Below are 12,075 nucleotides of genomic sequence, written 5' to 3'. Positions count from 1 at the left end.
GATCGAGCCCCTGGCGGCGGCGGGCCTCCTGCAGGCTGAGCGCCTGCTGGTGCAGGTCCCACAGGGGCCGGGGCGGCCGCACCAGGGGCTGGCGATCGCGCCGCTCGCGCCGCATCGCCCCCTGGATGTAGGGCACCGCGAAGCTGCTGAGGCTGACGTTGCGGTCGGGGTCGAAGGCCTCGACGGCGCGGATCAGGCCGAGGCTGCCCACCTGGGCGAGGTCCTCGAAGGCCATCCCAGGGTCGGCACCCTGACGCCCGGCGATGCTGAACACCAGCGGCAGGTTGTCCTCCACCACCAGGTTGCGCCAGCGCAGCCGGCTGACCGGATCGGTGGCCTCAGCGAACGCCTTGAGCCGGCGGCGGTTGCGGATGCGGCGGTCCACGATCGCATCCGGGATCTCGCGACAGCCCGGACAGAGATCCGGCGCCGGCACCCGGCGGGTGCTCAGCATCACCGGTGCCGGAGGCGGGGGCGACGGGGGTGGGGGGCGATCCATGGCGGTGGGTCCAGCGGGGGCCATCCCTTCAGGGTCGCCGTCGGCCACGGGCGGCGGTTCATCCCGCGGAGGGAGCGCCGCTCATCCGATCGGGTGATGCCAGGGGCAGCGACCCGCGGGAAAATGGCTGCTGGGCCTGGGGTTCAGAAGCCGGCCGTCACGCTGCTGTGGGGGTCCAGCCCGGCCCACTCCAGCAGCGCCCTCCAGGAGCGCAGGCGCCGATGGAGCTGGTCATGGCCGTCGCTGTTGAGGTGCAGGCCGTCGCTGCACAACCACTGCAGCCAGTGGGGGTCGGCCAGCAGGCCATCGAGCAGCGGTAGGAAGGGCACGTCGGCCTCCATGCAGGCCTCCTCCAGCAGGCCCTCGTAGCGGCGCACCGTGGCCAGGTCGTACCAGAGCATCTCGGCGAAGGGCATCACGACCTCATCCACCGGGGTGAGGCCCAGCACGAACACCGGGGCGATGGCCGTCAGCCGGGGCAGCAGCTGCCGCAGGCCGAACAGGAAGGCGTCGGGGGCCAACTGGTGGCGGCCGTCGGGCCGGCCCACGCGGGCCGTGTCGTTGAGACCGATCGACAGCAGGATCCCCTGGGGCCGCTGGCGGCGCAGTTCACCCCGGCTGGCCACCTCCGCCTCGGCTCGGGCCGCCAGCCGCTCCAGGCCATCCCCCCGCACCCCGAGGCCGTAGAGCACCGGACCATGGGGCAGCTCCATCCAGTGGCGCCGCAGCCGCTCGCACCAGCCTCCCTGCTCGGGGTCGCCCCAGCCGTAGACACCGCTGTCGCCGAGCACTACCAGCTTCCTGGGCACCTGCACCGAAGCGGCGATCAGAGGCTGGCGCCGAAGCGGCGCAGCCGCTCCAGGCCGTCGTCGATCGTGGCCGGGGACGCCGCGCAGGAGAGGCGGATGCAGCGGTCATCGCCGAAGGCGGCCCCGGGCACCACCGCCAGGCCCACCTCCTCCAGCAGCCGGCCGCAGAGGGTCATCGAATCCAGGCCCCAGGCGCTGACGTCGGGGAAGGCGTAGAACGCGCCCTCGGGGGGCAGCAGCTTGAGGCCGCTGATCGCCATCAGGCCGTCGCTGAGCCGGGAGCGCCGACGGCTGAATTCGGCCGCCATCGCCTGGACGCAGTCGCGGGAGCCGCTGACGGCCGCCAGGGCGCCGAACTGGGCGAAGCTGCAGACATTGCTGGTGCTCTGGCTCTGCAGGGCGCTGGCGGCGGCCACCACATGGCGGGCACCCGCCAGCCAGCCGATGCGCCAGCCGGTCATCGCCCAGCCCTTGGCGAAGCCGTTGACGATGAAGATCCGCTCGGCGATGTCGGGCGCCACCGCCGCCAGGCTGTGGTGCGCATGGCCGGGGGAAAGCAGCATCTCGTAGATCTCATCGCACACCACCACCACGGCAGGGTGGCGGCGCAACACGGCGGCGATGCCCTCCAGCTCGGCGCGGCTGAGCACCATGCCGGTGGGATTGGAGGGGCTGTTGAGGATCAGCAGCCGGCTGGCCGGGGTGATCGCCGCCTCCAGCTGCTCGGGGCTGAAGCGGAACCCACCGCTGGCGTCGGTGGCGAGGCAGCGCACGCTGGCACCGGCCAGGTGGGCCATCTCCGGATAGCTCAGCCAGTACGGGGCCGGCAGCAGCACCTCGTCGCCGGGGTCGAGCAGGACCTGGAAGAGGTTGTAGAGGGCCTGCTTGCCGCCGTTGGTGACCAGCACCTGGTCGGGACGGGTGGGAACGCCGTTCTCCTGGCTCAGCTTGTCGGCGATGGCCTGGCGCAGCTCGGGCTCGCCCGCCACGGGCCCATAGCGGGTATGGCCAGCCTCCAGTGCTTCGGCAGCCGCCTGGCGGATGAAGGCGGGGGTGTCGAAGTCGGGCTCGCCGGCGCTGAGGCTGCAGATGTCCTTGCCCTCGGCGCGCAGCTCGCGGGCCTTGGCGGTGATGGCGAGGGTGAGCGATGGCTGCAACGCCTGCGCCCGGGCGGAGAGCGGCAACAGGGCCGGCATGGCAGCGCGCGCCGTCTGGAGGGCGCGATTCGGCAATCCGGCCATCTTGCCCTACGCCCGCGACCATGGCGAAGAATGGGGCGATGGCCGGCAATCCCCTGCAACCGTCGCTTCTGGGTGAGGACCCCGCCAAGGCGGGGACACCCGACCTGGCGGCGCTGGAGCGGGAGTGCCGGGAATGCCGTCGCTGCGGCCTGGCGGAGGGCCGTCAGACGGTGGTGGTGAGCCGCGGCGATCCAGCGGCCCGGCTGATGGTGATCGGCGAGGGCCCAGGCGCCCAGGAGGACGCCAGCGGCCGGCCGTTCGTGGGCCGGGCCGGCCAGCTGCTCGACCAGATGCTCGCCAGCGTCGGGCTGGACAGCGAGCGCGACGCCTACGTCTGCAACGTGGTGAAGTGCCGTCCGCCGGATAACCGCCGGCCGACGCCCCAGGAGATCGCCGCCTGCGCCCCCTGGCTGGCCGCCCAGATCGCCGCCGTCGATCCGTCTGTGGTGCTGCTGGCCGGTGCCACCGCCCTGGAGGGGGTGCTGGGCATCAAGGGAGGGATCTCCCGGTTGCGGGGCCGCTGGCATCCCTGGCAGGGCCGCTGGGTGATGCCCGTGTTCCATCCCTCCTACCTGCTGCGCAATCCCTCGCGGGAGAAGAACTCGCCCAAGTGGCTCACCTGGCAGGACCTGCAGGAGGTGCGGCGTCGTCTGGATCAGGACCGACCGCCGACACCCTCTTTGTGACAGGCTTTGGCCACCACCGGCCCACCCGAGATGACCGGCACCCTGGCCACACCCTCCACCACCGCCCCGGGGACCTCCCCCCTCCCGGCCGACTGGGCCAGTGACCCCCGCTTCGACACGGTGATCCGCCGCCGCCGGACGCGCAGCGTGCGGGTCGGCGACGTGTGGGTGGGCAGCGAGCACCCCGTGGTGGTGCAGTCGATGATCAATGAGGACACCCTCGACATCGAGGGGGCCACCGCCGGCATCCGCCGGCTGCACGAGGCGGGCTGCGAGATCGTGCGGCTGACGGTGCCGAGCCTGGCCCACGCCAAGGCGGTGAAGGAGATCCGCCAGCGGCTGGAGGACACCTACCGGCCGGTGCCGCTGGTGGCGGACGTGCACCACAACGGCATGAAGATCGCCCTGGAGGTGGCCCAGCACGTCGACAAGGTGCGGATCAATCCGGGCCTCTACGTGTTCGACAAGCCCGATCCCAACCGCACCGCGTTCACCCCCGAGGAGGTGGCGGCGATCGGCGAGCGCATCCAGGACACCCTCGAACCGCTGGTGAGCCTGCTCAAGGAACAGGACAAGGGGCTGCGGATCGGGGTGAACCACGGCTCCCTGGCGGAGCGGATGCTGTTCACCTACGGCGACACCCCCCTGGGGATGGTGGAAAGCGCCATGGAGTTCATCCACATCTGCGATCGCCTCGACTTCCACAACATCGTCGTCTCGATGAAGGCCTCGCGGGCGCCGGTGATGCTGGCGGCCTACCGGATGATGGCCTTCCGCATGGACGCCGAGGGCTTCCACTACCCCCTGCACCTGGGGGTCACCGAGGCGGGCGACGGCGACTACGGCCGCATCAAGAGCACCGCCGGCATCGCCACCCTGCTGGCCGAGGGCCTCGGCGACACGATCCGGGTGTCGCTCACCGAAGCGCCGGAGAAGGAGATCCCTGTCTGCTATTCGATCCTGCAGGCCATGGGCCTGCGCAAGACGATGGTGGAGTATGTGGCCTGCCCCAGCTGCGGCCGCACCCTGTTCAACCTGGAGGAGGTGCTGCACACGGTGCGCAACGCCACCGCCCACCTCACCGGCCTCGACATCGCCGTGATGGGCTGCATCGTCAACGGCCCTGGCGAGATGGCCGATGCCGACTACGGCTACGTGGGCAAGACCCCCGGCACGATTTCCCTCTACCGGGGGCGCGAAGAGATCCGCCGGGTTCCCGAGGCCGAAGGGGTGGAGGCGCTGATCGCCCTGATCAAGGAGGACGGTCGCTGGGTCGACCCCTGACCGGGGAGCCCTCCCCTGGCATCGGCGCTACGTTGGAAGAACGTTTCAGACTCCTTGAGGATCCCCACCATGGGCAGAGCTCGCGCCACCGTCGTGGTGCTGGTTGGTCTCGGTGCCTGTGCCGCCACGGCGGTCATGGCCAGGGAGATGGTGCTGACCCCCACCGGAACCGTATCGATCAGCGACAGCCCCAAGGAGGTGATGGACCAGGCGTGGCAGATCGTCTTCCGCGACTACCTGGACACCACCGGCAAGTACACCCCTGAGCAGTGGCGCAAGCTGCGCAGGAGCGTGCTCTCCAAGAGCTACAGCACCCCGAAGGATGCCTACGAGGGCATCCGCGGCATGCTCGGCACCCTCGACGATCCCTACACCCGCTTTCTGGACCCGCGGGAGTTCAAGGAGATGCAGATCGACACCTCCGGGGAGCTCTCAGGGGTGGGCATCCAGCTGAGCGTCGACAAGGAGACCAAGGAGCTGGTCGTCATCTCGCCGATCGAGGGTTCACCGGCCTCGCGGGCCGGGGTGCAGCCCAAGGACGTGATCGTCTCGATCGACGGCAAGAGCACCAAGGGGATGAGCACCGAGGACGCGGTGAAGCTGATCCGCGGCAAGGCTGGCACCACGGTGACCCTGGTGCTGCGCCGCAAGGGCCAGAACCTCGACACCCCCCTGACCCGGGAGCTGATCGAGATCCATGCCGTCAACCACCAGGTGAACACCACGCCCGATGGGACGAAGATCGGCTACATCCGGCTCAAGCAGTTCAGCGCCACCGCCACCAAGGACATGCGGGCGGCCGTGCGGGACCTGGAGGCCCAGGGGGTGCAGGGCTACGTGCTCGACCTGCGCAGCAACCCCGGCGGCCTGCTGGTGGCGAGCGTCGAGATCGCCCGCCAGTGGATCAACGAAGGCATCATCGTCTCCACCAAGACCCGCGACGGCATCCAGGACGTCAAGCGGGCCACCGGCCAGGCCCTGACCACCAAACCCATGGTGGTGCTGGTCAACGAGGGGTCGGCGAGCGCCAGCGAGATCCTCTCCGGCGCCCTGCAGGACAACAACCGTGCCGTGCTGGTGGGCCAGAAGACCTTCGGCAAGGGTCTGGTGCAGTCCGTGCGCGGGCTCTCCGATGGCTCCGGCATGACGGTAACCATCGCCAAGTACCTGACGCCCCGCAACCGGGACATCCACAAGCACGGCATCAACCCGGACGTGCCGGTGAAGATGACAGAGCAGGAGGTGCAGCGCCTCAGGCTGGAGGACATCGGCACCAACCGGGACAGCCAGTACCGGGTGGCCGAATCCACCCTGCGCAAGAAATTGCAGGCGAGCGCCACCCTGGACAAGGCCTTCCAGCCCGGCAGTGCCAACCTGCCGGCGGCCCTTGCCAAGCCCTGAACCGGGCGACCAGCGGCCGGGCAACCTGCCCGGCTCAGTCTGGGACCTCAAGCCCTGGTGGTGTCAGCCGTGGAGCATCCTGCTCACCGGGATGGCGCTGATCGGGGGGAGCTGGCTGCTGCTGCACCTTTGGTGGCTCACGGGCGGCGTCTCGTTGGTGATCGCCGCCTGGTGGCTGCTGTTTCTGGTGCTGATGCCGGCCGCATGGAGACAGGAACAGGCCGGCGGCAGCGAAGGCTGAGACGCCGCGATCAGGCCACGGGCTGCATCAGCCCGCCGCCGGGGGAGGAGTCGTCGTCATCGTTGTTGCCGGCAGAGGACTGGAGCAGGGCGAAGAAACCGAGGCCAAGCACCCCCAGGAAGGCCGGCAGCATCAGGGGATTCTGGGTGGCGCCCGCGACCTCGATCAGCTCACCCATGTCGCCAGGTAACGAAAGATGACGCAAGCTTAACGGATCTTCTCATCGGCTGGGCCCCTCTGTCCGGGAAAGGGCCGCCCTATGGAACGCCCACGGGCAGACCGATCCGGTTGGCCGTAATCTCCGTTCAGGCAGGACCGAACGCTGTTGTCCGTGGTCCGTTCCGATCGGTGCTGACGTCGAAGATCCCCGTCCTGCTCTGCATCGATGTGGAACCGGATGCGTTCTTCGTTTCGCGTCAGAACCCCGAGCCATGGAGGGGCTACGAGCTCACCCATGCCTACATCCGGGAGTGGCGATCGGCCCTGCAGCAGCTCACGGGCGTCGCCGTGCACGTGAGCTGGTTCATCCGCATGGATCCCCAGGTAGCCCTGGCCCATGGCCATGCCGCCTGGGCCGTCCAGCACTACCCGGCGTTGTTCCAGGAAGCCATCGACGCCGGCGATGAGCTGGGCGCCCACGTCCACACCTATCGCTGGAGCGAGGAGTCTGGCGACTGGCTCGATGACCATGGACACCACGACTGGGTGGCCGAATGTCTGGACACCGCCGTGGAGGCCTACCGAGCCAGCGTCGGGACGCCATGCCGTTCCCTGCGATTCGGCAATTACTGGAGCGGAACGGAGGCGATCAATCGGGCCGAAGCCCTTGGATTCCGCTTCGATCTCACCATCGAGCCCGGCCTGCCGCCGAATGCCCTGGACTCACGCAAACCGCCCCATTCGGGTGATCTGCCCGACTACTACCGCGTGCCCCGCGAGCCCTATGCCCCCTCCCGCAGCGACTTTCGCCGCAGGGCCAGGTCAGGCGAGCGTGACATCACGCTCCTGCCCCTCACCTCCGCCCACCTCCGCTACGGCTGGGGCCCGAGGAGCCTGAAGCAGCGATGGCGGCGCCTGCGCCACAACGGCTTCCGGCACCGGCTGCAGGACACGCCCCTGTCGCTATGGCGGGACTGGACCCCGCCGAACGACTTCAGCGTGATGCTCGACCGGGCGATCGCCCAGCAGCGCCATCCCTATCTGGCTTTCGCCATTCACTCCAACGCCCCCGTCGAAGCCGAGTCGCTGCCGAGAATCGAGCGCTGCCTCCAGGCCCTGATGGACCACCCCGAGCGCTCCAGGTTCGCGTTCTGCACCCCCGCCGAAGCCATGGCGATCCTGCGGGGAGCTGCTCCCGTCAGCGCTCCGGAGAACGCCCCAGCCGCCGCAACCAGTTGAAGGCAATCGGAACCCCGCGCTGGCGCAGGAGCTGCCACCAGGCACACGGCTGCCAGGGGTCCGCCAGCAGGTAGCCCGTCAGAACAGACGTCGGGTAGCGGTTGTCCGGGTGAAAGGGCACCAGCCGGCCCAGGTGGCGGAGGGTGGCGGGCTGGCCCCGGTGCAGGGTCCGCAGCAGCCGTCGCCGCTGCCGGCCGTCGCCCGCGGTGAGGGTCGGGCGCAGATACCACTCCAGGGTGCCGAGGACGCGGTCGGTGAGACCGCCCGATCCCGGCGTCTCCAGATGAGGCAACGCGGGTCGGGAGAGCTCCGCCTCCAGTTGTGTCAGGGCGGCTCGCATCAGCACCGCGTCGAAGCGGTCCAGCGCCTCGATCACCTGCGCCATGGGCCCGAGGATGCGGCACTGCTCCAGGCGCTGCTCCGCTTCAGCCGGATGGCTCAGGCCCCGCTCGCGGGCGAGGGCCTCGCAGCTGGTGCGGATGTTGAGGAAGTACTCATGGGCCCGCTCCAGGCGCCAGCGGGTGCTGGTCGCCTCCCGGTGCTGCACGCGATAGGCGGCGGTGGCGCTGGCATTGCGCAGCATCGGGGCGATGGAGGCCAGCTGGAACCAGGCCTGCACATCGCTGCTCCAGGCGTTCCGGGCCGGCCAGCCCCCGATGGCCTCCAGGGCGGAACGCCGGATCAGCACAAAGGACGGGGTGTCGATCCGGTGGAAAGGGAAGGTGTCCCAGGGGTCGAACCGTTCCGGGCCCAGGACCGGGGGCGGAAAGCGCAGCCGCCGCTCGTCTTCGTAGGTGAGGGTGCGGGACACCGCCGCGCTGGCCGTCGGATCGTCGCGCAGCAGCGTGCTGAGCAGCTCGAGGTGGCGGGGATGCCAGAGGTCGTCCTGGTCCAGAAAGGTGACGCAGGCCGCCGTGCTGTGCGCGAAGCCGAACTGCCGGGTCTGGTGGGTGCCCTTGCCGGGATGGCGGTGCAGGGCCACCTGGGGAAAGGAGCGGACGATGGCGATCGAGTCGTCGCTGGAGCCGTCGTCGACGACGATGATCTCCCGGGCCGGCAGGGTCTGGGCCAGCACCGACAGCAGCGTCTGGCGGATCCAGGCCGCCCCGTTGAACAGGGGGATGATGACGGCGATGTCGGCCGCGGTGGCGACGGGGCCGCTCACACCACCAGCACAGCCGCGTTGGTCGCCGCCTGCTCCTCGGCCCGCTGCTCCGGCGTGCGCCCATCAGCCTCGGGGATCTGGCCGGCCATGGCGGTGAGCCAGGCCATCAGCTGCTCCACCTGCTGGGCGGGGGACAGGGCCCCCAGGCCCCGGGCCAGCACCTTGGCGGTGCTGCCGGCGCCGCCCTGATACACCAGCCGGCCGTGCAGGTGCTGGGGCAGGGCCTGGCGCAGGCGGCGGAAGGCGGGTTCCTCCATCGGCGTCTCCAGGGCGATGTTGGGCTTCTCCGGCTTGATGCGCGAGAAGCCGCAGCGCCGCGCCAGCAGCTTCAGTTCCATCAGCTGCAGCAGGCTCTGCACCGGCGCCGGAATCGGGCCGTAGCGATCGGCCCAGCCGGCGGCCAGCTCCACCAGGGCCGCCTTGCCGCCGCACTCGGCGGCAGCGCGATACGCCGCCATCTTCTCGTCGGCCTCGGTGATCCAGTCGGCCGGGATGAAGGCCGTCACCGGCAGGTCGATCTGGGTCTCGTCCACCGCCGGAATGTCCTGGCCCTGGATCTCGGCCAGGCAGTCCTGCAGCATCTCCATGTAGAGGTCGAAGCCGATCGCCTCCATCTGGCCGCTCTGCTCCACCCCCAGCAGGTTGCCCACCCCACGGATCTCCATGTCGCGCATGGCCAGCTGGTAGCCGGAACCCAGCTGGGCGAACTCCTGGATCGCCCGCAGCCGCTGGCGGGCGGCATCACTGAGGGAGGCATCGCCGGGATAGAAGAGCCAGGCGTGGGCCTGGATGCCGCTGCGGCCCACCCGGCCCCGCAGCTGGTACAGCTGGGCCAGGCCGAACCTGTGGGCGTCCTCCACCAGGATCGTGTTCACCCGGGGGATATCAAGGCCGCTCTCGATGATCGTGGTGCAGAGCATCACGTCGGCCTCGCCGGCGTTGAAGGCCACCATGGCGCTCTCCAGCTCCCCCTCCGGCATCTGGCCGTGGGCCACCTGCAACCGCAGCCCCGGCAGCATCGCCCGCAGCTGGCCGGCCACCTCCTCGATGCCCTCCACCCGCGGCACCACGTAGAACACCTGGCCACCGCGGTCGAGCTCCTGCCGGATGGCACTGCGCACCGCCTCCTCATCGAGGCTGGCCAGGTGGGTCTTGATCGGGCGCCGCAGCGGCGGCGGCGTGGTGATCAGGCTCATCTCCCGCACCCCCGAGAGGCTCATGTAGAGGGTGCGCGGAATCGGTGTGGCGCTCAGCGTGAGCACGTCCACGTCCTTGCGCAGCGCCTTGATTTTCTCCTTCTGGTTCACACCGAAGCGCTGCTCCTCATCCACCACCAGCAGGCCCAGCTCGCGGAAGGTGGTGCCCTTGCCCAGCAGCTGGTGGGTGCCCACCACCACGTCGGTGGCGCCGCTGGCCAGGCTCTCGAGGATCGTCTTGCGCTCGGCGGCAGTGCGGAAGCGGTTGAGCAGGGCCACCTTGAGCGGGTAGGGGGCGAAGCGCTCGCTGAGGGTGCGCCAGTGCTGCTGGGCCAGCACGGTGGTGGGGGCGAGCAGGGCGCACTGCTTGCCGGCGGTGACCGCCTTGAAGATGGCCCGGATCGCCACCTCCGTCTTGCCGAAGCCCACATCGCCGCACACCAGCCGGTCCATCGGCTGGTCGCGCTCCATGTCGCGCTTCACCTCGACGATCGCCTTGAGCTGGTCGGGGGTGGGGTCGTAGGGGAAGGAATCCTCCAGTTCGCCCTGCCAGGGGCCGTCGGCGGGGAAGGCGAAGCCCGGCGCCTTGTGGCGCTCGGCGTAGAGCTTCACCAGGTCCATCGCCACCTTGGCCACCGCCTTGCGGGCCCGCTCCTTGGCCTTGGTCCAGGCCGTGCCGCCCATGCGGTTGAGCTCCGGCGGGCTGTCGCTGCTGGCCCGGTAGCGGCCGAGGCTGCCCAGCTGGTCGGCGGCGACCCGCAGCAGCCCGTCGGCGTACTGCACCACCAGGTAGTCGCGGGCCTCGCCGCCGATGGCCAGCTTCTCCAGCTTCAGGAAGCGGCCGATGCCGTGGTTGCGGTGCACCACGAAGTCGCCGGGGAGCATCTTGTTGGGATCCACCGTGCGGCTGGCCGCCTTGCGGCGCCGGCGCACGTAGCCGCCGCTCGCCAGGCTGTGCTGGCCGAAGATCTCCCGGTCGGTGAACAGCACCAGCTTCCAGGCCGGCAGCTGGAACCCCTCCAGTTCGGCCGTGCCGCGCAGCTTGAGCGCCACCGGGGTGGCCTGCTCCACCAGCCGCTCGATGGCCGGGAAGTCGCGGGCGTTGGGCACGAAACGGGTGACGCAGTCGTGCTCCTCCAGCAGGGCCACGGCCCGCGACGGCTGGGCCGAAACAATCCAGAGCCGGGCCTTCTCGCGCAGGTGCCCCTTGATCTGCTCCGCCAGGCGGCCGAACTGGTTGGGATGGGCCGGCAGCGGCCGGCTGGAGAGGTCAAGGTCGTTCGGGTGGCGGTCGCTCTCGTGCAGCTCCGCCAGGTCGAAACCAGTGAAGGCCTCCGCCTCCGCCAGGGCCGCCGCGATCGGCCGGTGCAGCACCCCCGGCAGGGGCAGGGGCGGCTCGCCGCCGGCGGCCCTGACCACCTCGCCGTGGTGCTCGGCGGCATGGTCGTACCACTGATGGCCGTGGGCCAGGCACTGGCGCCGCTCATCGATCGCCACCAGCGTGCAGGCGGGCAGGTAGTCGAGCAGGGAGGCCGGTGTTTCCCAGGCCAGGCCCATCAGCCGCCGCATCCCCTCCGGCGTGCCCCCCTCCAGCAGCTGGTCGAGGGCGGCGGGCTCCAGCAGCCGCTCCAGCCCCTCCGGCATCCGCTCCCGCAGGGCCTCGGCGATCAGGGGCGCGTAGCTGGTGGGGGTGAGGCGTACCCGCTCGATCACATCGAGGGAGCGCTGGGTGGCGGGATCGAACTCCCGCAGCTTTTCGAGGTCTTCACCGAAGAGCTCCAGCCGCACCGGCAGCTCGGCGCTGACCGGAAACAGATCGACGATGTCGCCCCGCCGGCTCCAGGTGCCCTCCTGCTCGATCGTCGGCACCCGCTCGTAGCCCAGGCCGGCCAGGGTGTGGGCCAGCTGCTCCAGATCCAGCCGGTCGCCCCGGCGCAGGGTGAGGCAGCGGGCCGCCAGCTGGGGCGGCGGCGGCAGGTGGGGCTGCAGGGCCCGCTCGGTGGCCACCACGGCGAAACGGCCGCCAACGGCGCCCGCCGTCACGTCGCCGTCGCCGTCGCCGATCAGTTCAGCCAGCACCTGCAGCTGGCCCCAGGTGATCTCGCTGGTGGGGTCGAAGGGCTCGTAGGGGGAACCCTCGCTGGTGGGGTAGAGC

The 12,075-nt window shown here is 70.3% G+C and carries 11 protein-coding genes; 5 read left to right on the top strand and 6 right to left on the bottom strand.

The features are described 5' to 3' along the window. From VB737_RS03065 to VB737_RS03055, 3 genes are all read right to left on the bottom strand, one after another. On the bottom strand, positions 1-523 hold a 523-nt coding region (locus VB737_RS03065; protein ID WP_500311035.1), incomplete at its 3' end, for a sigma factor. A 119-nt stretch (positions 524-642) separates the two neighbouring features. Further along, positions 643-1,314, bottom strand: a complete 672-nt coding sequence (locus VB737_RS03060) for a GDSL-type esterase/lipase family protein (protein WP_500311033.1) — start codon at positions 1,312-1,314, stop codon at positions 643-645. Positions 1,315-1,325: 11 nt separating this feature from the next. Beyond that, the gene (locus tag VB737_RS03055; RefSeq protein ID WP_500311031.1) at positions 1,326-2,504 is read right to left on the bottom strand and encodes a pyridoxal phosphate-dependent aminotransferase; all 1,179 of its coding nucleotides are present in this window, start codon (positions 2,502-2,504) and stop codon (positions 1,326-1,328) included. 83 nt (positions 2,505-2,587) lie between these two features. Between VB737_RS03055 and VB737_RS03050 the strand changes: the two genes are divergently transcribed. From VB737_RS03050 to VB737_RS03035, 4 genes are all read left to right on the top strand, one after another. Beyond that, entirely contained in the window at positions 2,588-3,235 is a 648-nt protein-coding gene (locus tag VB737_RS03050) for a uracil-DNA glycosylase (protein ID WP_500311029.1), read from the top strand. 30 nt (positions 3,236-3,265) lie between these two features. Further along, positions 3,266-4,519 carry a (E)-4-hydroxy-3-methylbut-2-enyl-diphosphate synthase gene (ispG, locus tag VB737_RS03045; RefSeq protein WP_500311027.1) on the top strand — a complete coding sequence of 418 codons (1,254 nt, stop codon included), beginning with the start codon at positions 3,266-3,268 and terminating at the stop codon, positions 4,517-4,519. Between the two features lie 69 nt (positions 4,520-4,588). After that, positions 4,589-5,920 (top strand): S41 family peptidase, encoded by a 1,332-nt coding sequence (locus VB737_RS03040; protein WP_500311025.1) that lies wholly within the window; start codon positions 4,589-4,591, stop codon positions 5,918-5,920. Beyond that, a complete protein-coding gene (locus VB737_RS03035; protein ID WP_500311023.1) occupies positions 5,907-6,161 on the top strand; it encodes a DUF6737 family protein in 255 nt (84 codons plus the stop codon). The genes VB737_RS03040 and VB737_RS03035 overlap by 14 nt, the downstream gene beginning before the upstream one ends. 10 nt (positions 6,162-6,171) lie before the next feature. Here VB737_RS03035 and VB737_RS03030 read toward each other — a convergent pair whose 3' ends face one another. Beyond that, positions 6,172-6,339 (bottom strand): hypothetical protein, encoded by a 168-nt coding sequence (locus VB737_RS03030; protein ID WP_190609555.1) that lies wholly within the window; start codon positions 6,337-6,339, stop codon positions 6,172-6,174. Positions 6,340-6,509: 170 nt separating this feature from the next. Between VB737_RS03030 and VB737_RS03025 the strand changes: the two genes are divergently transcribed. Continuing rightward, positions 6,510-7,559 (top strand): polysaccharide deacetylase family protein, encoded by a 1,050-nt coding sequence (locus tag VB737_RS03025; protein WP_500311021.1) that lies wholly within the window; start codon positions 6,510-6,512, stop codon positions 7,557-7,559. On the opposite strand, the gene VB737_RS03020 is transcribed toward VB737_RS03025, so the two are convergent. Together VB737_RS03020 and mfd are read right to left on the bottom strand one after the other, a co-directional pair. Then, positions 7,519-8,724, bottom strand: a complete 1,206-nt coding sequence (locus VB737_RS03020; RefSeq protein WP_500311019.1) for a glycosyltransferase family 2 protein — start codon at positions 8,722-8,724, stop codon at positions 7,519-7,521. The genes VB737_RS03025 and VB737_RS03020 overlap by 41 nt on opposite strands. After that, a partial coding sequence (gene mfd / locus VB737_RS03015) for a transcription-repair coupling factor (RefSeq protein WP_500311017.1) occupies positions 8,721-12,075 on the bottom strand: 3,355 nt, incomplete at its 5' end. The genes VB737_RS03020 and mfd, both read right to left, overlap by 4 nt.

Source organism: Synechococcus sp. BA-120 BA3, assembly GCF_034931285.1.
GTDB lineage: Bacteria > Cyanobacteriota > Cyanobacteriia > PCC-6307 > Cyanobiaceae > Cyanobium.
Note: the sequence above shows the minus strand (reverse complement) of the source record. Positions and strands in the feature narration are given on the sequence as shown.